Consider the following 19,859-nt stretch of genomic DNA (forward strand, 5'->3'; position numbering starts at 1 on the left):
CCCAACGAGTCGATTCTAAAAAAGCTTAAGCCTCGCCCGTTTTGCCAATGTCAGTCTTGAGGCTTGCCTTGATTTTTTCAAGAGCTGGGGTTTCTGCTATCAACCCCTAAAGATACTGAACTGTTCTTCCTGGCTGCATAACCTGGGAGAACAGGGGATATTGCCTCATTCAGTTTTTAGAGGTTCTCAGGTACTGACTCTGTTGTTTTCAAGTACACCACACCATGAGACCCCCTGGTATGACTAGGGAATAGTCCTATTTTGCATGTAAAAGTACAAAGTCTTGTGCTTGCTTGCAGCTCAACAAAACCCATAGCTATCAACATTTCTGTCGTTCCTTGCCTTCGCAATAGCGCCCTCATCAAGGCCTATTGAATGATTGGTTGAAACAGACCACCTCTTTTGAAGGTCAGTAGCAAAGCATCGAGGCAAACCGCTCAAGGGGCCTGAATCGGTTTTACAGAAATTCCATCAACAAGATCTGAACATGGATGGTGGATTTCGAGATCTACACCCGAATTAAGGGCAGCATCAAGGGGACTCAAACTCACCACTAGCCGTGCTCCACAGCGACCTTGACCTGGCAGTGATCAGTTTAGTGATCTTCGCCTATTGCCTGCTTTCAAGACGATTGTCCAGGACAGCAGTCTCTGGACCACTGGTCTTTGTTGCGCTGGGCTTAGTTCTTGGCCCTGCCAACCTGGGCTGGCTCAACATCTCATTGGATTCAGCACTGCTAAGGCGTCTGGCAGAGATCACATTGGGTCTCGTGTTGTTTACCGATGCAGCAGCATTGGACTGGACAGTGTTACGCAACAGTGCCCGCCTGCCAATGCGTCTGCTGCTGCTCGGACTGCCACTCAGCATTCTGATGGGTTTCGTGGTGGCCCGATTGATATTGCCTGAACTAAGCCTGATTGAAGCAGCCCTACTTGCTGTGGTGCTCGCTCCAACAGATGCGGCACTTGGCGAAGCGGTGACCACCAACCTCGAAGTACCAGAAGCTATCCGCGAAGACCTCAATGTTGAAAGTGGCCTCAATGACGGAATTTGTGTTCCTATGTTGTTGTGCTTTCTTGGTATATCAACTGGTCATCTTGACCAGATCAATGGACCGAAGGATGCATTGCAGAGCTTTGCCCAGCTGCTTTTCAGTGAAATAGGTCTCGGCCTCGTGATAGGAGCCTTTGTTGGATTATTGGGTAGTTGGTTAAGGGATCAGGCAGAACAACGCAAATGGATTGCTGAGGATTGGAGGCCTTTGATCACAGTGGCCCTGGCCCTGAGTGCCTACACCCTCGCCCAAACCCTTCATGGGAGCGGATTCATTTCCTGTTTCATCGCTGGTCTTTTTTATGGGATCTGCAGTCGCAAAGAACTCAAGGACGGTGAGATGGTGGCTTCCCTGGCAATGGGGGACATGTTGGCCCTACTGACCTGGGTTTTATTTGGCAGTGCCATGGTGCCCGATGCCTGGAGCCACATCACAGTCGCAAGTGTGGTCTATGGGGCTTTAAGCCTGACACTAGTGCGCGTTCTTCCCGTTGCCTTAGTAACCAGCGGCCTTGGACTTGATCACTGGACGAAACTCTTCGTTGGTTGGTTTGGGCCAAGAGGTTTAGCCAGCATTGTGTTTGTTGTGATGGTGGTAGACGCGGCGCTTCCAAGCGCACAAGCGATTCTTACCACCACAACGGTCACTATTGTTTTGAGTGTGATTGCCCATGGCATTACAGCTAACCGGTTTTCGATGTTCTACGGCCGTTGGGAAAGAAGCCATGCAGGCTGAAGTAAAGAAGACTGAGTTTATAAAGACTAAACAAAAAAGACGAAAGCCCAAAAGGACAAGCTAGTTAAATGAACGATATATTGAAATGAAAGTATCTACAGTAATGATGCTCAGGATTAGGGCTGGAGATGGTTGAATGACATGCCTGTCAATATCATTAGTGCTTGGAATTGTCAAAGATAATGAATGATAGAAATATGAGCCTATTAAGTGTTCTGCTGGAAGATGAATGAATTTAATTCTAGTAATAATTAATAGTTAATGCGACTTGCTTGACTAATGTCTAGCTAACACTTCTTAAGCCAAGGAACGGCCTTTCCAGGTCCAATCGCGTCCAGTCAGTGTTCTCCAAACTGAAGTTGGTCCAAGCAAGCCAATAAGGATGCCACCTGCACTCATCAACCACCAATTCGTTAATGGCACCTCGAATTTTTGACGTGTCCAAAGACGTAGAATGAATTGAAGTAATACACCAATTACTGAAAAAGTAAAGGCAATTAATAGTGCCCCATAAAAAGGAATCCAGAGCAGGCAAACTATGATCAGCAACAATACTAGCCAGGGGCCTGTGAACATCCAGAATACTAGTGCTGATGCTCCGATTGCTTTGACGACACTGCTATCTAGGCCAAGAAACCAATTCTTGCTCCAGCCTTCCCAAAGCGCAGGAAAATTGTCGTACATCCGCAATTGCAATGCATCTAACCCAAGCAGATAACGCAGTCGAAAGCCCCCGCTTTTCACTCTACGAGCTAGAGCCAGATCCTCTATCACCACCTCAGCCAGTGCACGATGACCACCAATCTCCTCATATGTTGATCGGCGAAATAACATAAATGGTCCAGCGGCAAATGCTGTTGATTCAGCTGGATCATTGGCGGCTTTAATCGGAAAACCTACAGCCAAAAGACAGGCCATGATCGGTTGCACCATCCATTCAGCAGAGCAGCTGCAGTTAATACGTGGTACCAGGCTCAGCAGATCTACTTCTTCCTCAATTGCCTGATTCAGTGCACGCTTGAGGGTTTCTGGGTGAAGCTCCACATCTGCATCTACAAACAGCACCCAGGTGCTACTTACAAGCTCCATTGCACGTGAGCAGGCCCAGTTCTTGCCTACCCAACGCTGCGCCAAGGGTCTTGGTCCGGCGTTCAAAATTGTAAAGCGACCTTCCTCGAGCTTTAAGACTGAGGCAACAGCGCTTGCAACTTGAACGGTTTCATCAGTACTCCCGTCATCAACCAACAACACTCTCCAGTTATTGCAGGGTGGATCACTGGCCAAAATGCTGCTCAGGCACACCTTGATGTTGGTGGCCTCGTTATAAGCAGGAACAACCACTGTGAGCTCCGTTCTCTTGAGGGTTTCCCCCTTGCTAGTAGGTGGCTGCCCAGGCTGAAACTGCTTGGAATTTAAGGTTGGAGCATTTTGGAACACACGTACAAGACTGAACAGCAGCAGTAATAAGCCGAGTGCTGCTCCTGCAGCAAAGACAATCAAGATCCAAGTAAGGATCAACAAAATTGTTTCCCTAAAAAGTCCTTCTATCAAATCATCTCAAGGAGTAATCGCGGAAATCAGTTCCATAGGCATTTGCGGTGAAAGCTGGAATGACCAGTTAACCCTGTAATCAAAATCACAGGTCGCCATGAGCACAGTCACTAACTAATTGATAAAAGTCATGGATAATCATTGTATCAATGAAGTAATGATCATCATTTGGTCAAACCCATGACAACAAATAAATTCGAATTAGAGATCGAAAAGATCATCACACTCTGCATTGCGATTGGCTTTGTAACAACTGTTGCCACATCAGCTTTTGCAGAAGTCAATGCGCAGTTGAATACCAACTCAAATACTGCAGGCCTTCCCTTTGAAAGACTGCATAACGAAGTTAAGGCGAGGAACTGAGATTGCCTTAATAAGACTTACTAATCCATGTTTGCTGATAGCTTTTATTTGCAAAAGCAAAATGCAATTTTCTAATATTAGGTGTATTTGCTCGTAAATTCTTTGTTGGTAATAATCAAAGCCGATTTTTTACGAGCTTGCCTATATGCCGATGTTTCTATGCATGCAAGTACAAGTAGGTGCCACAATGGCTGAGGTTCCTTTGCGCAGGGTGTCCCGCATTGTCAGTCGAGAAGCCCATTGAGCCAAGCACTGTGATGCAGTTTCAGACCGAGAAATTGCGTAGAACAATCCAGGAGTGTCAGGATGTTGACACCCTACGTGGCATCGCAATGCAATTGTTGCAACTTCACGAGAAAAAAAGCGCAATTGCAGAGTGGGCAACAAAAAAGGGAGTTGATGCTGAATGTCGAGCACTTGTGGCCGAGATGGGTAACAACAACAAGCTGGCCAACACTTTTCAAATAATACGAAGTGACGGCCAATCAGATGAGATCGCTGGTAGGCATTTTTCCAGCTATGACGAGGCACATACTGTCTTGGAAAGATATTATGCTGATCTCAGCTGTTGCGATGAGGATGAAAGAGAATACTATGACATTGTTGAGGTAAATAGCTAAGGGATGATGCCTAAGCCACCCCTTATCATTATTTCAAATGGAAGTATTTACCTAAAACAAGAAAGGAAATTCAGCATCCCATCTTCCTTGTTGATCTTATCAAAACTGAGAAGTAACTAAGGGGAAATGCTTGATGAAAGGCGGAAACAGCACTTTGTTTTAAGCGACAAACTAATTACTTCATTCTTGTTTATTCAGTCGATGTGAATGAAAAAAAAAGATTCTGGAAATTAATTCACTATGCAGAAAGTTGACAAACAAATCTAAATCCATACAGCTCAGGACTATCTTGTTGAATCAACAGATCTGAAAAGCCTTGGTAGGCCTATCTATGGTTTTTCACCAGGGCAAATCCCAGCCCATTCGACCAAATAGCCAAATTCCTAAGGTGACCTTGGCTCCAGTTGTTAAAAGCCACCAGCCCAAGAGCTGCTTTTTAGTAAAGCCAAACAGCATTTTGACAAGACCTTAGTCATTACCATTCATAGCCCACCAAGCGGTCTGTTAGCTACCAGCTGTAGTGGTTAGTCAAAAAAGAGCCCCCAGCTGTCGGTCTGGAGGCCTGCATACCTTGCTCAATTCAAATCAAAACGCGCTCAATAGCCTTGCGCTCTCGTAAGTAATACTCATTGCTGTATCTCGAGTCAGCTGGTTTGCAGGACGAGAAACCAACCTCGCATACTGGGATATGTGAGGGCGGCCAGCTCTGGGCATGGTCCCAGTGATAATTGGAGAGGCTTGCCAACATACAAGATAAAAAAGAAGCTCAATCAATCGGCATCTGGTTCCGCTTTGATTCTGTAATAGCGATCAACGCCGAGCCATTTCCAAGTTGCTCTAGCTGACTTTGGCCCCATAAAGGCAGCTAAAAGAAGGATTGGTAAAGACACCCAGACAACTCCTGCTTGAAACGTTAGCCAAATAAGCCATCCAACAAATACAAGCTGAAGCAGACCAAGGATGGTAAAAACTGTTCCTCTGGGGTAGCGGAAGCCTTTGTAGAGAAGAACTGTGCACATGCCAAGGGTGAATGCTGGGGGCATCGCCAAAGCGATGTTCTTCACCCAGAACTCAAGCAGAGACGTATCTCCATAGATGGGGATACCGCTCAATGAGGGGTTAGTGGCCAGTAGTGCTAGCAGGAATATGACGGTTAGACCTGCGGCGAGTTGACGACTCATGGCTTCGTTGGAACACCCCCTGGAGATAGCAGGTTCTGATGACACTCGCAGTGACTTGGTGGAAAACCAAGTCAAGCAATCCTGGCATCCATAAGTCCCGTACTGAGAAGTAGAAACAAGATGACTTGATGATCGCGAAAAAGCTTTGCAATAAAGCTGCAAACAGTTGAGAGGCGCTAGACAAGCTCAGACCACAAAAAAGCCCCGACGAGCGGGGCGAGGTCAAAGGGTTTTTCAGAAGTGATTGCCAAATGAATTACTTCTGGTACTCCTGTCCGCGATAGGTGAGCACAGGATGGGTCTGGGCTGCTTTCAGCTTGTTGTTTGCGTAGACAGTGCGGCGGTATGTCAGTTCTACGAGTTGCTTAGGTGCAACTTCTTTGTGCTGGGCATACTGCTGGCCGCGATAAAGAAGCGTGGTCATGATTCAGAGTCCGAAATGACGTCCAAGTCCCCGTTCCATGGCTTGGCTCGAACTGCGCCCTGCAATGATCAGGGTGAACGTTTTGGTAGCTATCGCTACAAATCAATTATGCACTCTGCGCGGCAGGGTTGGTTGTTCATGCGGATACAAAATCGTGCATGGATGGCGCCTCTTCGCTTTGGATTACAACTGTGAAGCTGTTCTGGAAATCTAGATTCGGTCTGAATTCTCTCTAAAGCTGTCGTTACCGAAGTGACCATTCATGACTTTTATCGGGCCGTGGCCGCAACAAATCTTTACGGGTATGGATGAATGCGGGTAAGTATCCTTGCAGAACTTACAGCAAGTTTCGCTATTGATTTCTTGATCGAATGAGTGTTGGTCCTTAAAAGGGAGCTAATCAGAGTGAATGAGAACTGGGCATATTTCAACCAAAGAATTAGTGACAAGATTCAACAGTAGAAATACTTGAAATCGTCAGTAAGGCAGCAGGCTCTGCTGGCCTCCCTCAGCGGGCCGGCATTCAGCTCAGTCCTAATGAACACCTCTCCTAAATGAGACGAGAAAAACTGAGAATCACAATAAAAAATCCCCTTGGTTTCCGGACCCAGGGGATTGGACGCCGTCCATGGCTAACTTCGCATCTGCTTGGGGAAGAAGCTGTAATCAAGGCACCAAGCGAACGTGCCGAATGTATCGATCATCCTGATCAGTATTCACTATTCCCCTGAGTTAGGTATTTATTTTCAAGTTTTGGGACTACCAAAAGTCTAAATATCAAGAGTCATAAGCATAGTAACGTATAAATAAATTGAACAAACCAATAAAAAATGAGTACTGAACTGTGCACCCATAAAATGGAATGAAAGATCTAACGGTCGCTTTTCATGCATCAAATTTCAAAAGAAAGAAGAGGGGCGTTGGAGTGGATGGGATTACAGAAAGAAAAATATCAACAAGCGAATCAGGTTGTTGTGACTATCAACATTCTCGTGCAAGTCTAACAAGGTTAATTTAACAGAAAATTGACTAGCCATTGGCACGAAAATCACTAGAATTCCTCAATAGAGTCAGCCAGTCATGACCTCACCGCAAAGTCGAAGCTTGCTAAGCAAGTGTACTGATAATACTTGGCAGCTGCTGCGACGCACTCCACCAATGGTCTTTGCAACTGCTGTTTTCGTTTGCGGCATCGTCGCGGCATCTTCAATCTTAGTGAAAGGAATTCGCAGTAGTAATGACACAATTACTGTCACCGGAGCCAGTACGGAGCGGATTACGAGCGACTATGTCGATTGGTCTGTAAATGTTAAACAAACTGGGTACAACCAGCAGACTTCCTATCAGCTGCTAAAACCATCGTTAGAAAAAACGATTGTCTTTCTAAAAGCTAATGGGGTCAAGCCTGATGAGATAGAATTAGGAACTGTTAGGTCTAATAAAGATCAAGTTCGCAACCCAAAAACGGGAGAACTTCTATCAACAACTTGGACGACAACTCAAGCTGTTCTGATCGGAAGTTGGGATGTTAAAAAAATCCACATGATTTCAGGAAAGATCAGTGCCCTAATTGGTGAAGGGGTACCTCTTTCAATTAATCGACCCTCCTACACTTTTACAAAGCTTGCAGCCAAGCGAGTTGACATGCTCGCAAAAGCTACTCGTGATGCACGGAAACGTGCAAAGGCTATTGCCCAGGAAGCAGGCTCGAGTATTGGCGCAATTACCAACGCCGATACCGGCACATTCCAGATCACAGTGCCTAACTCTACACAAATGAGTAGTTATGGATCATACGACACCAGCACAATCAAAAAAGACATCACCGCGGTTATGGGGGTAACATTTAGGGTTGAATGAAGACTGAATAAGTCTATAGAGTTGAGGTTTTATCTTATTAATAATACGATTGCTGATTATACTAAAATGAGTAATTCCATGGATTGTGCTAATACATTGCCAGTGATTTTTTATTCTTTTTCATTGATAGCCTGATTCGAAACGAAGAGTCTTGTTTAAAGTTCTGTATTGCTTGAGCCAAAACATTACATTGCATGATCAGGATAGGGATTGTCAAGAATTTGATTGCATACTTGCTAAATGATCCAGTACTAGCTAGTAAATATGAGCATCATTCGCAATGTTTTTTTCTAATGATCTAGAATTGAAAAGAGAATCTATTCAATGCAGGGCAACCATTGCCAGGCAATTGCCAATAGTCTTGAACGATCGTCCTCAGCCTTCACCCCAGCCAGTTTTAGGGAATTTTATTGAATTCAATGCTAAAGATAATGCAATTACACAACAATATTGAGCAGGATGAATCAATCCCAATGATGATTGGGTGCATCATCAGTTACCTACACTGATGATGAGCATAACTACCTTATTGCTACGGCCATGACCCGCGAACGAGATCCCTTCCGCATCCCACGAGCAGGACTAGAGATCGCGGCGATTGCAGGCCTTACATCGATTGATATCAACCTCAATGGAGGAGCCATCAATGGTGGCGAAATCGTTGCCGAGTCAACGCTCGGCGGGATGGCCGTCTATGCCATCTACCAAACTCTTCTGAGCGGATTAAGAACCGAAGCATTGCGCAAGAGGGGTGCGATCAGCCGCACCGTACAAATCCAAATGATAAGTACAACTGTCTGGGAATCCGTTAAACAGGGTGCCGCAGTCAGTGTCTTGTTGGGTGTATTGCTACTGGTGTTCCCTTGGTTGAGCCTCCCACTCTCAATCATGGGGATGGTCGGCATGGGTGTTGCCTCTATTGAATTGTTCAACGCGTTCTGGGATGGTCTTGATGCAATGCAGCGAGCTGAGCTTCATGCTGCATCAATGGAAGCCGGAGTGAATCTACGTCGCTTTCTGAATGGTGATCAGCCTGATGTTCAATTTTTTTAAATCAAAACGAGGACTTCTACGCAAGCTTTCATTTGTCTGGGCTTCTGCAAAAGCCTCACCCTCATGAACCTCCTGTCTAGACATCTCCAATGAAGGAAAGTTCGTTAGTCGCATTGATCTTTCGCTCACCGCCATATCTAGACCGCGACAGCCTGAACTTCTTCAGTACGAGTGATTTTTAAATAGAAACAGACTAGTATCAATAAAAAAGTCAAACTCAAGTAAAGATTTTCTTGTTTGCCCACTTTGTTATCTTTGATTGTTGCCAATTAGTGAGAGTATATTCCTGTTCTTATCCTTATGTCTGCGATTCTTATCGCAAAGAATCCATATTATTTAAGAGGTTTGGAAAGTTTTGCTCGTCATTTCTTTGCCAATAACAAAGTCTCATCAACTCTACTAAGGGTTTAGATCTCATGTGTGCAGTTCATGCTCAGTTCAAACGGTACACAACTGTTCGGTAGCTGTAGCAAATTTGAGCTCAAAGAGGCGATGTCATCAGGCTGAGTCATCGCCTCTTTGGGCAAAGACTTAACCCTGGCAGCCATATCGGTATTGACCCAACCTGGACAAATCGCTGTCACGCGGATGCCTTGCTCCCATCCTTCGTTACGCATGGTCTGACAAAGGCCCATCAGAGCAAACTTACTAACGGTGTAGCCAGCCAAGCGGCCCTTGGAGCGCTTGCCACTCATTGACACCAACACAATGATGCGCGCCTCAGCATGACATTCAAGCTGAGACCAAGCAGCGCGGCTGAGCATCCATGGGCCCATGACATTCACCTGCCAGAGCTGATCAATCTCATGCTGCTGGTTATCATTAAACCGTATGGGCGTGCGATGAAATATGCCTGCACAGTGAATCAAACTATCGAAACCACTGAAATGAGCCAAGCTTGCCGATACCCAGCTTTCGGCAGCGTTAACGTCCTGAGCTTCATAGGGATGTAGGAACACTTGTTCAGAACCAGCGATTGCCGGGTCAAGTGAGCTGCCAATTAGGCATTTAGGGTCCCGTAGGCCAAGGCTAAGACGATGGCCATCAGCCAACATTCGTTCGGCAATTGCTCGGCCGATACCTCGACTGGCACCACTGATCAAGATGGTGCGCATCATTTCTGAATGGTCGTAAATCCAAAAACATTATTGCTGGGAGTTCTCGTGATTCTCATAACTCTGCAGAATCTGAAAACCTTTTGATGAAATCCCGCTCCACCCAGACAATCAAAGCCCATGCAACGGAGCAAGCGGTCGCGGGGATCCATTGTTGTTTAATCAGGTCGATAAGCGCAAGCGTGCTTGCGGTGATGGCTAATGCCCGAAGTCCAAAACGTGAGAATCGCAGAAGTTGGTTGTTCATTAGTTTCTCTTCTCCTTTAACAATACTGAGTAAAAAGCCAACTCAACTAGGGAGTGATCAGCTGATCTGATTTTGAAAGGTTTTGATGCTACCGGGAGTCGGCTAGATCAATCGATTCTAATGACTAAGAGTTTTAACTTTTAACCCAGAGTTAAGGGTTGAGTCAAAAGCTTCACTTTCCTCTAATGACGAGATGGCGAAATTCAACTTAAGAAGATTCTTACATGTAGTAACTCGATGCAGAATCAGAAATGATAAAAGTGCTACGTATGTTTATCGGCTAACGAATCAAGAGCATCATATCGGAATCACACTAGTTCATTTTACCGAGGCTGAAGGTAGTGACAGTTTCACCTTAGCAACCACCAGTAACGGCAGAGAGGGGAATAAAACAGACAGTGCAGATCAACATCAAAACCGAAGGATAGAAAGCCATCGTGAAACCAAGCGCTCGTCCTACCGCACCACGCCGATAGCCTGCAAAGAAGAGAACTCTCCCTAGTGCAAAAGACAATGCTGCTAGCGGTACGACAGACAACCATGCTGAGGGCATAACGAATGTCCAAGTGCCATAAACGAATGCTGCTAGGACAGACTGTTCAAGGGTATTTTGAAGAAGAGACTGGAGCAGGATGGCTCGATCAGAATCTGTTCTAAGACCTTTTCCATCTAGCTCGTCTGGGCTAAAGAAGCGATGCTTTGCAAGACGGCCAATCGAAATAGTAAGGCAGAGAGCAAGAATGATTAGTGATTTAAACAGAACAGAACTTTTTTCTAAGAGTGTAAGATTGGAATGGAAATTAAACGGATTTAGCAAAATTCCGAAAATAATGATCCCTATCGAAATTGCTGTGCCAGTGAGCATTCCATGAAGAACACCACTCTGTTTAATTGAAAGTTCCATTGTTAACTTCTAGTTCGTATGCATATTGGTGTCAACTCAATATATCTAGGATTCATGGCCCTGACCTGAAGAAATCATATAAAGCTAATTCTTCAGGAGTAATTGAGAATCATCAGAATACGCACTCAAACTTGGCCCGAAGGTCGAAGTTGGATATTTTTAAAACGATCAATGAGTAAGAGGGAATCTGTTGGTATTTGGAATAAGATTTAATCAATAATAGAATACTCATGTCCTAGATGTTTTACCAAAGAGCAGCAGGATGCTGGCTCGATTAAAGTCCAGGCCAGGTTTTTGTGACAGCCCTGGTCTTATTCTTTTAAAAGTTTTAACCTTTTAAGTGTTTGAAGCCTGGAGTTTCGTTTCTTGCTAGAGCTGAAGCTGGCTTTAGAGACTTGCTTTTCTTAGTTAAGGGGTTACATTTCTCTGCTCACTCTTGCGTAGAGGAGATTCCATGCTTGACGGCTGGTGATAATTAACTTCTGATAATCATTACCGTTTGTTCTCTTCTCTTGATTTCTAGGTTTAAGAAGAAGGGTTTTCTTTCTGGCTGAAAAGAATTTGATGTGAATTCATTTTCATCAGGATAGTTAGCCCGATCGATCTCGTGTTGAGATGCATCTTCTGTCTTTAACTCTGATGGATGAATGCCAAGCACCATTGATTGTGAATTATCTGTCTGCTTGGCTGTCGAATCAACGCTTTGACCATTACTGCTTTCGACTGTGAATGAAAATCCAAGCAGCCATTCGGCCAGGGCTATAACCAGAGCCATCGAATACACCAGGAGTAGGTGCAGAATCAAGAGCAGAGGTTGTAAGCCTAACCAAGCTGGACGAAGGAAGATTAGCAAGGGCTTGATAACCCTCGAGAAGCGTTGTATGGGCACTATCAAACCATTGACAACCACAATGGCCAACTCGATAGGGTGTGGAGAGGATGGCATTACTCGTCGTCCCATTCAGGAAAATCTAGTTCTTCCAATGCATCGCTAGACCTAGAGAAGGATCCATAGACGATCAACAACCATTTAACATCACTCTCCGAGCTCGACAATCGAGATTGGTACTCAAAAAGAGGTTGCTACTTAAAAAGATCTGCTTGCTTCATCGCCTGGACCGCTTCGACCTTCCCATAATGATCTGATCCGACTACAAAATTGAATCCACATATTTTTAACTATCTGGACAATTTAAAGGGATACTTCTGGCAAATCAATGATGGAATTAATGCCAGTTGAGGAGGATCGTCTTGCCTGTCGATTAATCACCAAGATAGATTCTTGATATGATTCACTATAAAACAAAAGAAGAATTGATGTTAAGTCATAAGTTAGTGCTTTGTAAAACGCATTAGGCCCCAGCAAAGTCTTCCCTGACTCCCACCTTCAATCCAATGACCAAGGCCTGCATCCATGCGACTCAAATAATCCGTACTAATTACACTCGCAAGTTCTTGATGACGTCGACGTAGTTCCTCTCGAACCCGCGTGTAATGCCTCACAAGCATTTCTGTGCGTTCTTGCCATACATCTCTAGTCATCCCTGAAGCCTCTGCCCAGGTTCGGTAACGATCAGGAGATGCCAAATCTGATAGGTGGATACGATCAAGAATCGGTTGAAGGGCGTTGGCTTCGATGCCGTCGCATGCCATTGGATCTGTTAAGACAAATACACCCCCCGGCTTAAGAAGCCTTGACACTTCATTCATTACCTGGAGACGATTGCCGGAATGAAGTATGGCGTCTTGACTCCAAACCACATCTGCTATGCCATCGGGCAATGGCACTTCTTCGAATGATGCATCATGTACTTCGATGAGCTTGGCTAATCCAGCAGCATTGTTGAGATCTCGATGGCGCATATTCTCAACGGCAGAGATATTGACAGCATGCACATTGACCTGCCATTGCTTGGCGATACGTCGTGCCGCTCCCCCATACCCAGAGCCAAGGTCAACGACGCAACCTTTAGCTGGAGGTTGAGTTGCAAGCTCCATAAGTGCTTGCACGGTTCTCTCGCTCGCGGAAGCGATGGCTTGGTCGGCAGTCTCGTATAGGCCGATATGGATATCTTCACCTCCCCAAATCTCGGCATAAAACCGATCTGCATCGCTGCTGTCGTAATAAGTAGCAGCAACAGTTGATGATGATGAATTCATGATTGATTAGGATTGTATTTTGCTGAAGTCTTTAATATCACGTATCAGTTTTGTTTAATGTCTGCTTTGTATTCCTTCTCAGCGACATGTACATAAAAATCTGGGTCTTGATGGCCAGGTAAATAATCTCCAAAAGATGTAATCTTCTGGAATCCAACTTCGGTCATAAGTCGGTTTACGTAGCTTTGCCTTAGGGGGAACATATTCAAGTGATAAGTGCTGCCATCACTGAAGGAATATTGCAAACGCGCTAACCCTTCATCAACATGCTCAGGGCTGACATTGACATCCTTCCCGCAATAAACATTTCCCTTCCCAGAACGTATCGCTACACCTTGATCGAGAAGTCGGTCATAGTTTCGGTGGTCAAGAATCAGGATTCCATTATGCTTAAGTACTGCGTAATATTCAGCTAGAGCCTTGCGTCGATCATGCTCTCGAAATAGGTGGGTAAAGGAATTGCCCAGACAGATGACAGCATCAAATTCGCCATGAATATCTCTATTTAGAAAGCGCCAATCAGCCTGAGCAGTGCGTAATAACTGACCATGATCACGAGCATTCTGAAAGGCCCTCGCCAACATATTAGGGCTTCCGTCTGCACTGATGACATCAAACCCTTCCTTCAACAAACTAACCGAATGAAATCCCGTTCCGGTAGCAACGTCGAGCACGGAACGTGCGCCATGTTCACGAAGGATTCGAATATAAAAATCCCCTTCAGCTTCGGACCTCGCCTTCCAATCAATCAGTCGATCCCATCTGTCTGTGAAATCCTCAACATATTCCTGCTGATAATGGTCTGTATCACGTACTTGCTCCGGTTTATCACCAAAGTTTTGCAGATCGTCTTGGCAGGGTTTTTGCGAATGTTGAGTCAAAGTCATGCAGATTCAAACTTCCCGAAGATTTTTTTGATGCGCCATATCTTTGAGGTCGGGAAAGGCCCGAATCAGCTAGAAAGGCATTGGTCTGAGCATGGCTGCGTTACAGCTTATGCAATTCCCATTCGCAATCATAGCGAATGATTCTATGGATGTCTGTTAATCAAAATCTACTGACATCACATCAGTTCCCTTAACGCCTAAAAATTCATCAAATCCCTTTGGCAATAAGTGCTTTCAGCCGATGATTCAAGATAGACAATTCATTTGACTTCATAGGTGCCATGGTACGGCCTGCAAGCAGTCATAGTCTGTAAATACAGTCGATGTCAGACATGACGCCCCGGATCAGCATCGACCAAGTCTGGAAGGTGTTTGGTGAGCATCCTGAACGTGCGTTTGACGATCACTGTCAAAGCATGGATGCGGAGCAACTCCATAATCAAACCGGTCTTAAGGCTGCCGTACGCGATGTAACGCTGTCGATCTCTAGTGGCGAGATTTTTGTGGTGATGGGCCTTTCGGGTTCAGGAAAGTCCACGCTGCTACGCATGATCAATGGCCTAATCCTTCCAACTGGCGGTCAGGTTTCCGTTGACGGCAAGCCGATCACTCAGTTGGCAGCTGCTGAACTGCAAAAGCTTCGCAGCAACAAAATGGCCATGGTTTTCCAATCTTTTGCGCTCTTCCCCCAGCGAACCGCACTTGAGAATGCGGCCTTCGGCCTTGAGGTTGCGGGAGTTCCTCGACAAAAAAGGCTGGAAAAGGCCAGGGAAGCACTTGAGCGTGTTGGTCTTGGTAAGGATCTCGACAGGCTGCCTCAACAGCTCTCTGGCGGCATGCAACAGAGAGTTGGCCTGGCCAGAGCCCTGGCACTTGATCCTCCAATCCTGCTCATGGATGAGGCCTTCTCTGCTCTTGATCCTCTGATTCGGCGCGAGATGCAAGAACAACTGCTGGAACTTCAGGCAGAGAGTCCCCGCACGATCGTCTTTATTTCCCATGATCTAGACGAAGCTGTAAGGCTTGGTGATCGCATCGCTCTAATGAAAGAAGGCAAAGTTCTGCAATGTGGAACGCCACGTGAGCTGCTCTGCAAACCCGCCAATGAGCAAGTTCGTCATTTCTTCCAAGATGTTGATGCTGCCTCTGTGATCACTGTTGATACCGTTGCCGAATCACCCGCTCGCCTAATCAATCAATCAGATTTGCGGCAGCTGCAGATAGAAGGAGTTACAGCAATAGAAGCACCGACGTACATCGTGGACGATCGAAAAATCTTCAAAGGTGTTCTTCAAAAGAACGGCAAAATCATTCCAGCTGAAACTGGTCCAGCTCTCATCGCCGAGACCACCATTCGCGATGCCATGAAATCTGTGGCCAACGCCCCGTATCCAGTTCCAGTGATTGGATCAGATCAGCGCCTCATTGGCGTGATGAGTCCACGTCGACTTTTGCGCTCGATGATCCTGAGATGATGGATGTGAACGACCAAGTTTTTGCAACCGTCAGTACCGGCCCTGTCGGCGAGGGCATGAGCAGATTCGTGGACTGGTTGCTCAATCATGCGCAACCAATTTTCCTAGTAATTGATTCTGCAATTAATGGGTTAGCCGGAGCCATCGAACAGATCCTCTCCGTACCAGCGCCCTGGCTGCTAGCTCCCCTTATCGCCATACTCGCAGCTTGGCGAGTGAGTTTTAGCTTCGCCATTCTCAGCCTTCTTGGTCTGAACCTCGTTTTGTTCATGGGGCTTTGGCCGCCAATGATCTCAACCCTGGCCCTAGTTATTGCAGCCTCATTACTGGCACTAATCATTGGCATCCCGATCGGCATTTTTTCTGCCCGTCGCCAACACATCTGGGCGATTACCCGCCCAGTATTGGATCTGATGCAAACCATGCCGGCATTCGTTTATCTCATTCCGGCAGTGATGTTTTTCGGCACAGGGCTTGTCCCATCCACTATCGCAACGCTGATCTTCTCGATGCCACCCGTAGTACGCCTGACGTACCTGGGCATACGACAAGTCCCTGTTGATCTAATCGAAGCCGGGCGCGCCTTCGGTTGCTCAGAACGACAATTGCTCTGGAAAGTGCAACTTCCAAACGCCTTACCAACCTTGATGGCTGGTGTTAATCAAACCATCATGCTCGCGCTATCGATGGTTGTGATCGCATCAATGATTGGTGGGGGCGGCCTAGGTGATGTGGTGCTCAGAGGCATCCAACAACTTGATGTAGGCCTTGGCTTCGAGGGAGGGCTCGCCGTGGTAATTCTGGCTGTAATCCTGGATCGACTCACACAAAGCCTGGCTGCCTCAAACTTTTCGAGAAAGTCATTGCCGCAGCGCTTTAAAGCCTTTATTAACCTCTGGACTTCCTCATGAAAATGTCTAACAAGTTGCGAAATCTAAGCCTTGTTATCGCTGGAGTGCTGATGACTGGGTTGTCGGGATGTTCGAATGCCAAACCAGATCAATTGCGCATCGGCTGGACTGCCTGGGCTGATGCTGACGTAGTAAGCCTGATGGCTGAAAAACTAATCGAAAGCCACTATGAGCAGCCTGTCGAACGAGTTATGGCAGATATCGGTATTCAGTACGACTCTGTTGCTCGCGGAAAGCTCGATCTGATGTTAATGGCATGGCTGCCAAAAACACACGATAAATACTGGCAAAAAGTAAGCGATCGAGTTGTAGATCTTGGCACGATGTACTCAGGTCGCATTGGCTGGGTAGTCCCTGACTATGTGCCAAAACAACGGATTGGCTCCATTGGCGATCTGAGCGACCCGAAAATTGCTAACGACTTCAACAACACAGTTCAAGGGATAGACCCGGGATCAGGGCTGATGCAGGCATCTGAGCAAGCGCTAACTGCTTATGACCTATCGGATCTGAAACTGATTTCAGCTAGTGGTGCTGCAATGACAGCCGTTCTCGATCGGGCTATCAATGACGATCGATGGGTCGTGGTAACTGGTTGGACCCCTCACTGGATGTTTGCCCGCTATAAACTCCGCTTTTTGAAGGATCCCAAGAGTGTCTTTGGTGGCCAAGAAGGCATCCATGCCATTGCACGCCTAGGGCTGGACAAAGACCATCCCAAAGTGGTCGCCTTTTTCACCCGCTTCAAGCTTTCCGATGGTCAGCTGGACACCATGTTATTGGATGCTCAGAACACCTCAACAGAGGAAGCCGTTAATAATTACATAGCCAACAACCGCAATCAAATCGACTACTGGATGAACGGCACGATGCAAGAGCCGAAAGATAGAGAAGCCAAACCATAACCACCCGCTCAGCTCTTGAGCTGCTTAATCAGTTGACTTCCCTTAGAGAATATCTGACATCAAGGAGCTTTCAAGATCAAAGCGAATCGCTTCAGCTGCTTGCTTTTCAAAACTAAGCACCACCAGATCAACGCCCGCCTCCTCAGGATGCCAGGCGTTCTTTGGAGCAGCCTCAAACCAACTGCTAAGCCTTGGGCCAACCATCTGCAGCTGAAGGGGTAAAGCTTTGCCCGGTAGCCATAAGCGACCTTTTAGGCGTACAACCTGATGAAGTGTTGCCAACTCAGGCAGAAGTGCTTCAACCGTAGCCCGATCAACAGAACCTTCAAAGCGCACCACACCACTCACCATCTCCACATGGTTGTGGTCATGATGATGATCATCTTCATGATGATCGACATCAATGGAAGCATCGTCGATTAGGTCGTCGCCAAATTGTTTAGGCAAGCTCTTTTGTTGGTCACTATTCTCTGTCGTACTGAGGCCTAGCACCACAGCTGGATCAACTTGGCCATGACTGATGGGCATCATTGACGTGCCAAGGCGTACCTTTTCAGCAAGTTCGCTTTTGAGCTTGCGGAGGTCGACATTGGAGACAACATCCGCTCGACTGATCAACACCAAATCAGCAGCTTCCAACTGATCAGTGAACAAGTCTTCAACAGCACTGAGATGATCAAGGCTTGGATCCTCCTGTCGCTGCCGTTCTAACCCGGCAGGATCACCAACGGGGCTACCCGCTGCGAGGGCTTCACCATCCACCATTGTGACCACTCCATTCACATAAACTCGAGTGCGTACGGCAGGCCAGTCGAGCGCTTTTAAGAGGGGGCGAGGAAGAGCAAGGCCACTGGTTTCAACGATAATTCCATCCAACTTATCCGCCTGTTTCAGCAAGGTCTCCATGGTGGGTAAAAAGTCTTCCTGCACCGTGCAGCAGAGACAACCGTTATTGAGTTCAACGACTCGACCATCCAATTCCTCCTCCGGACAAAAGCCACAGCTACGGATTAAATCGCCATCAAGACCAATCGTGCCAAATTCATTGACCATGACCGCTAAACGCTGCCCCCCATGAGTGAGCAGATGACGTAGCAAGGTGGTCTTTCCAGCTCCAAGGAAACCAGTCAAAACAGTGACTGGTAGACGCTTTGAAATCAAGGCAGGTTTATGCAGGTTGGGAATTAAGAACGACAGCCAAGGCTGTCAAGAGTTTGAGACCCGCTAGCGGCATTGGTGCCGTCTGCTCTGGCGCAAAGCTCATTCTGCTGGCGACGATCAAGCACAGCATTGCTGAAATCAGCTCCTTCAATCAGGGCATCTTTAAATTGACTCTGCATCAGCATGGCGTTGGTGAAGTTGGCTCCCCTGAGATCGGCTCCATCGAAACGACTAGCAAAAGCCACCACATTTTCCAAATCAGCTCCTTGCAGATCAGCTTCTTGCAGCTGGCTGCTGTTAAACACCGCACCACGCAGATCGGCCTCACTGAGATCAACGCCGCGCAGGTCAGCCTTGAGAAAGTTTTGCTCCTTGAGGTCACGTCCGTGCATGTCTTTGGAGATCTCTTCAATGGCCTGGCCTCCTCTGAATTCAGGAGGGATGATTGCCATTACAGGTGACTCTGTTAAACCCAACACAAGAATCACAAGGCCACTAAGCAACACTGCTCGACAACGGTTCCACCAACAGGGAGAGAGATTCATGAAACTAGAAAATTGCAATGAGCCAGTAGTTTGAGCAGTCACGTTATGGCAATTGCCGGCCAATTCACGCGTCATGCCAATGACCCTAAGGGTAGTGGTCCCCCCCCATCCACTGATTGCCCACTGGCTCACATTGCTGCGCAACACCACAACACCGCCAGCCCTCTATGCCACAGGCTTGGAGGAACTTGGTCGCTGGCTTACCTATGAAGCCCTGCGGGATTGGTTGCCCCACCGCCGTGAAATGGTAACCACATCCCAAGCAGAAACAGAAGGCACGCTGGTCGAGTCCAATGTGCCATTGCTGAGCATTCCCTTGTTACCCGGGGGCCTTGATCTTTGGCAAGGAGCACGACGGGTATTGCCCAGTTCACAGCTATGTCTTGGCGGGGTGCCCGATAACATCGAAACCAATGCTGGGGTGATTGTTTTTGTGGATCAGATTGCTAGTGGTGAGCGTTTACTAGGCATCCTGAAGCTTCTGCAGACACAAGAAATCGAGGCTCGCCGGCTAAGGGTGATTACTGTTCTGGCATCAAGTCCAGGCCTCAAACAACTTGGCGAAATGATGCCCAATCTCACGATTCACACCGCTTGCATTGACCCCGACCTCACAGAAGATGGTGAGATCAGTCCAGGCATTGGTAATCCGGTTTTGCGACTAAACACCAGAACTGCAGGTACGACCTAGACTTTCAAAACTGATCC

General features: G+C 46.7%; 20 protein-coding genes. 9 read left to right on the forward strand and 11 right to left on the reverse strand.

Annotated elements, in window-relative coordinates:
- Window positions 1-559: 559 nt before the first annotated feature.
- Window positions 560-1,789 carry a cation:proton antiporter gene (locus tag AKG35_RS02850; protein ID WP_236069642.1) on the forward strand — a complete coding sequence of 410 codons (1,230 nt, stop codon included), beginning with the start codon at window positions 560-562 and terminating at the stop codon, window positions 1,787-1,789.
- A 297-nt stretch (window positions 1,790-2,086) separates the two neighbouring features.
- Here the strand turns inward: AKG35_RS02850 and AKG35_RS02855 are convergent, their stop codons facing one another.
- The gene (locus tag AKG35_RS02855; protein ID WP_011129922.1) at window positions 2,087-3,310 is read right to left on the reverse strand and encodes a glycosyltransferase; all 1,224 of its coding nucleotides are present in this window, start codon (window positions 3,308-3,310) and stop codon (window positions 2,087-2,089) included.
- Window positions 3,311-3,960: 650 nt separating this feature from the next.
- Between AKG35_RS02855 and AKG35_RS13365 the strand changes: the two genes are divergently transcribed.
- Window positions 3,961-4,323: a hypothetical protein gene (locus tag AKG35_RS13365; RefSeq protein WP_157859794.1), complete on the forward strand. Its 363-nt coding sequence runs from the start codon at window positions 3,961-3,963 to the stop codon at window positions 4,321-4,323.
- A gap of 770 nt (window positions 4,324-5,093) precedes the next feature.
- On the opposite strand, the gene AKG35_RS02870 is transcribed toward AKG35_RS13365, so the two are convergent.
- On the reverse strand, window positions 5,094-5,549 hold the full coding sequence (locus tag AKG35_RS02870; RefSeq protein ID WP_011129924.1) for a hypothetical protein: 456 nt from the start codon (window positions 5,547-5,549) through the stop codon (window positions 5,094-5,096).
- 211 nt (window positions 5,550-5,760) lie between these two features.
- A complete protein-coding gene (locus tag AKG35_RS12235; protein WP_071818067.1) occupies window positions 5,761-5,928 on the reverse strand; it encodes a DUF4278 domain-containing protein in 168 nt (55 codons plus the stop codon).
- A gap of 15 nt (window positions 5,929-5,943) precedes the next feature.
- Here AKG35_RS12235 and AKG35_RS12710 point away from each other — a divergent pair, with 15 nt between their 5' ends.
- The 3 genes from AKG35_RS12710 (at window position 5,944) to AKG35_RS02880 (ending at window position 8,841) form a co-directional block, all read left to right on the forward strand.
- On the forward strand, window positions 5,944-6,123 hold the full coding sequence (locus AKG35_RS12710) for a hypothetical protein (RefSeq protein ID WP_157859795.1): 180 nt from the start codon (window positions 5,944-5,946) through the stop codon (window positions 6,121-6,123).
- 885 nt (window positions 6,124-7,008) lie between these two features.
- Entirely contained in the window at window positions 7,009-7,788 is a 780-nt protein-coding gene (locus AKG35_RS02875; protein WP_011129925.1) for an SIMPL domain-containing protein, read from the forward strand.
- A 540-nt stretch (window positions 7,789-8,328) separates the two neighbouring features.
- Window positions 8,329-8,841: a hypothetical protein gene (locus tag AKG35_RS02880; RefSeq protein WP_011129926.1), complete on the forward strand. Its 513-nt coding sequence runs from the start codon at window positions 8,329-8,331 to the stop codon at window positions 8,839-8,841.
- 407 nt (window positions 8,842-9,248) lie between these two features.
- Here AKG35_RS02880 and AKG35_RS02885 read toward each other — a convergent pair whose 3' ends face one another.
- The 6 genes from AKG35_RS02885 to AKG35_RS02910 form a co-directional block, all read right to left on the reverse strand.
- Entirely contained in the window at window positions 9,249-9,959 is a 711-nt protein-coding gene (locus AKG35_RS02885; protein ID WP_011129927.1) for an SDR family NAD(P)-dependent oxidoreductase, read from the reverse strand.
- A gap of 52 nt (window positions 9,960-10,011) precedes the next feature.
- Window positions 10,012-10,203 (reverse strand): hypothetical protein, encoded by a 192-nt coding sequence (locus tag AKG35_RS02890; protein ID WP_041384308.1) that lies wholly within the window; start codon window positions 10,201-10,203, stop codon window positions 10,012-10,014.
- A gap of 355 nt (window positions 10,204-10,558) precedes the next feature.
- On the reverse strand, window positions 10,559-11,107 hold the full coding sequence (locus AKG35_RS13695; protein WP_011129928.1) for an MAPEG family protein: 549 nt from the start codon (window positions 11,105-11,107) through the stop codon (window positions 10,559-10,561).
- Between the two features lie 475 nt (window positions 11,108-11,582).
- A complete protein-coding gene (locus AKG35_RS02900) occupies window positions 11,583-12,017 on the reverse strand; it encodes a hypothetical protein (protein WP_236069694.1) in 435 nt (144 codons plus the stop codon).
- A 422-nt stretch (window positions 12,018-12,439) separates the two neighbouring features.
- Window positions 12,440-13,267 (reverse strand): methyltransferase domain-containing protein, encoded by an 828-nt coding sequence (locus tag AKG35_RS02905; RefSeq protein WP_011129930.1) that lies wholly within the window; start codon window positions 13,265-13,267, stop codon window positions 12,440-12,442.
- A 44-nt stretch (window positions 13,268-13,311) separates the two neighbouring features.
- Window positions 13,312-14,154 carry a class I SAM-dependent methyltransferase gene (locus AKG35_RS02910; protein WP_011129931.1) on the reverse strand — a complete coding sequence of 281 codons (843 nt, stop codon included), beginning with the start codon at window positions 14,152-14,154 and terminating at the stop codon, window positions 13,312-13,314.
- A 323-nt stretch (window positions 14,155-14,477) separates the two neighbouring features.
- On the opposite strand from AKG35_RS02910, the gene AKG35_RS02915 reads away from it, so the two are divergent.
- From AKG35_RS02915 to AKG35_RS02925, 3 genes are read left to right on the forward strand one after another with little or no spacing between them, the layout of a single operon-like run.
- Window positions 14,478-15,629: a quaternary amine ABC transporter ATP-binding protein gene (locus tag AKG35_RS02915; protein ID WP_011129932.1), complete on the forward strand. Its 1,152-nt coding sequence runs from the start codon at window positions 14,478-14,480 to the stop codon at window positions 15,627-15,629.
- Window positions 15,626-16,540, forward strand: a complete 915-nt coding sequence (locus AKG35_RS02920) for an ABC transporter permease (RefSeq protein ID WP_011129933.1) — start codon at window positions 15,626-15,628, stop codon at window positions 16,538-16,540. Before AKG35_RS02915 ends, AKG35_RS02920 begins: the two co-directional genes overlap by 4 nt.
- Window positions 16,537-17,445, forward strand: coding sequence for a glycine betaine ABC transporter substrate-binding protein (locus AKG35_RS02925; RefSeq protein ID WP_011129934.1), 909 nt, complete (start codon window positions 16,537-16,539; stop codon window positions 17,443-17,445). The genes AKG35_RS02920 and AKG35_RS02925 overlap by 4 nt, the downstream gene beginning before the upstream one ends.
- 42 nt (window positions 17,446-17,487) lie before the next feature.
- Here AKG35_RS02925 and AKG35_RS02930 read toward each other — a convergent pair whose 3' ends face one another.
- Together AKG35_RS02930 and AKG35_RS02935 are read right to left on the reverse strand one after the other, a co-directional pair.
- Window positions 17,488-18,603, reverse strand: coding sequence for a GTP-binding protein (locus AKG35_RS02930; protein WP_041384942.1), 1,116 nt, complete (start codon window positions 18,601-18,603; stop codon window positions 17,488-17,490).
- A 26-nt stretch (window positions 18,604-18,629) separates the two neighbouring features.
- Window positions 18,630-19,226 carry a pentapeptide repeat-containing protein gene (locus tag AKG35_RS02935; RefSeq protein ID WP_011129936.1) on the reverse strand — a complete coding sequence of 199 codons (597 nt, stop codon included), beginning with the start codon at window positions 19,224-19,226 and terminating at the stop codon, window positions 18,630-18,632.
- Between AKG35_RS02935 and AKG35_RS02940 the strand changes: the two genes are divergently transcribed.
- Window positions 19,225-19,842, forward strand: coding sequence for a uracil phosphoribosyltransferase (locus AKG35_RS02940; protein WP_011129937.1), 618 nt, complete (start codon window positions 19,225-19,227; stop codon window positions 19,840-19,842). The two genes, AKG35_RS02935 and AKG35_RS02940, sit on opposite strands and share 2 nt — an antisense overlap.
- Window positions 19,843-19,859 lie beyond the last annotated feature (17 nt).

It is taken from the genome of Prochlorococcus marinus str. MIT 9313, from assembly GCF_000011485.1.
Classification (GTDB): Bacteria; Cyanobacteriota; Cyanobacteriia; order PCC-6307; family Cyanobiaceae; genus Prochlorococcus; species Prochlorococcus marinus_D.

Coding starts and splice junctions, on each gene's coding strand:
- AKG35_RS12235 (WP_071818067.1), bottom strand. CDS start 5,928: ATGACCACGCTTCTTTATCGCGGCCAGCAGTATGCCCAGCACAAAGAA.
- AKG35_RS02910 (WP_011129931.1), bottom strand. CDS start 14,154: ATGACTTTGACTCAACATTCGCAAAAACCCTGCCAAGACGATCTGCAA.
- AKG35_RS02940 (WP_011129937.1), top strand. CDS start 19,225: ATGCCAATGACCCTAAGGGTAGTGGTCCCCCCCCATCCACTGATTGCC.
- AKG35_RS02880 (WP_011129926.1), top strand. CDS start 8,329: ATGACCCGCGAACGAGATCCCTTCCGCATCCCACGAGCAGGACTAGAG.
- AKG35_RS02905 (WP_011129930.1), bottom strand. CDS start 13,267: ATGAATTCATCATCATCAACTGTTGCTGCTACTTATTACGACAGCAGC.
- AKG35_RS02875 (WP_011129925.1), top strand. CDS start 7,009: ATGACCTCACCGCAAAGTCGAAGCTTGCTAAGCAAGTGTACTGATAAT.
- AKG35_RS02935 (WP_011129936.1), bottom strand. CDS start 19,226: ATGACGCGTGAATTGGCCGGCAATTGCCATAACGTGACTGCTCAAACT.
- AKG35_RS02920 (WP_011129933.1), top strand. CDS start 15,626: ATGATGGATGTGAACGACCAAGTTTTTGCAACCGTCAGTACCGGCCCT.
- AKG35_RS02890 (WP_041384308.1), bottom strand. CDS start 10,203: ATGAACAACCAACTTCTGCGATTCTCACGTTTTGGACTTCGGGCATTA.
- AKG35_RS12710 (WP_157859795.1), top strand. CDS start 5,944: ATGACGTCCAAGTCCCCGTTCCATGGCTTGGCTCGAACTGCGCCCTGC.
- AKG35_RS13365 (WP_157859794.1), top strand. CDS start 3,961: ATGCAGTTTCAGACCGAGAAATTGCGTAGAACAATCCAGGAGTGTCAG.
- AKG35_RS02885 (WP_011129927.1), bottom strand. CDS start 9,959: ATGATGCGCACCATCTTGATCAGTGGTGCCAGTCGAGGTATCGGCCGA.
- AKG35_RS13695 (WP_011129928.1), bottom strand. CDS start 11,107: ATGGAACTTTCAATTAAACAGAGTGGTGTTCTTCATGGAATGCTCACT.
- AKG35_RS02915 (WP_011129932.1), top strand. CDS start 14,478: ATGTCAGACATGACGCCCCGGATCAGCATCGACCAAGTCTGGAAGGTG.
- AKG35_RS02925 (WP_011129934.1), top strand. CDS start 16,537: ATGAAAATGTCTAACAAGTTGCGAAATCTAAGCCTTGTTATCGCTGGA.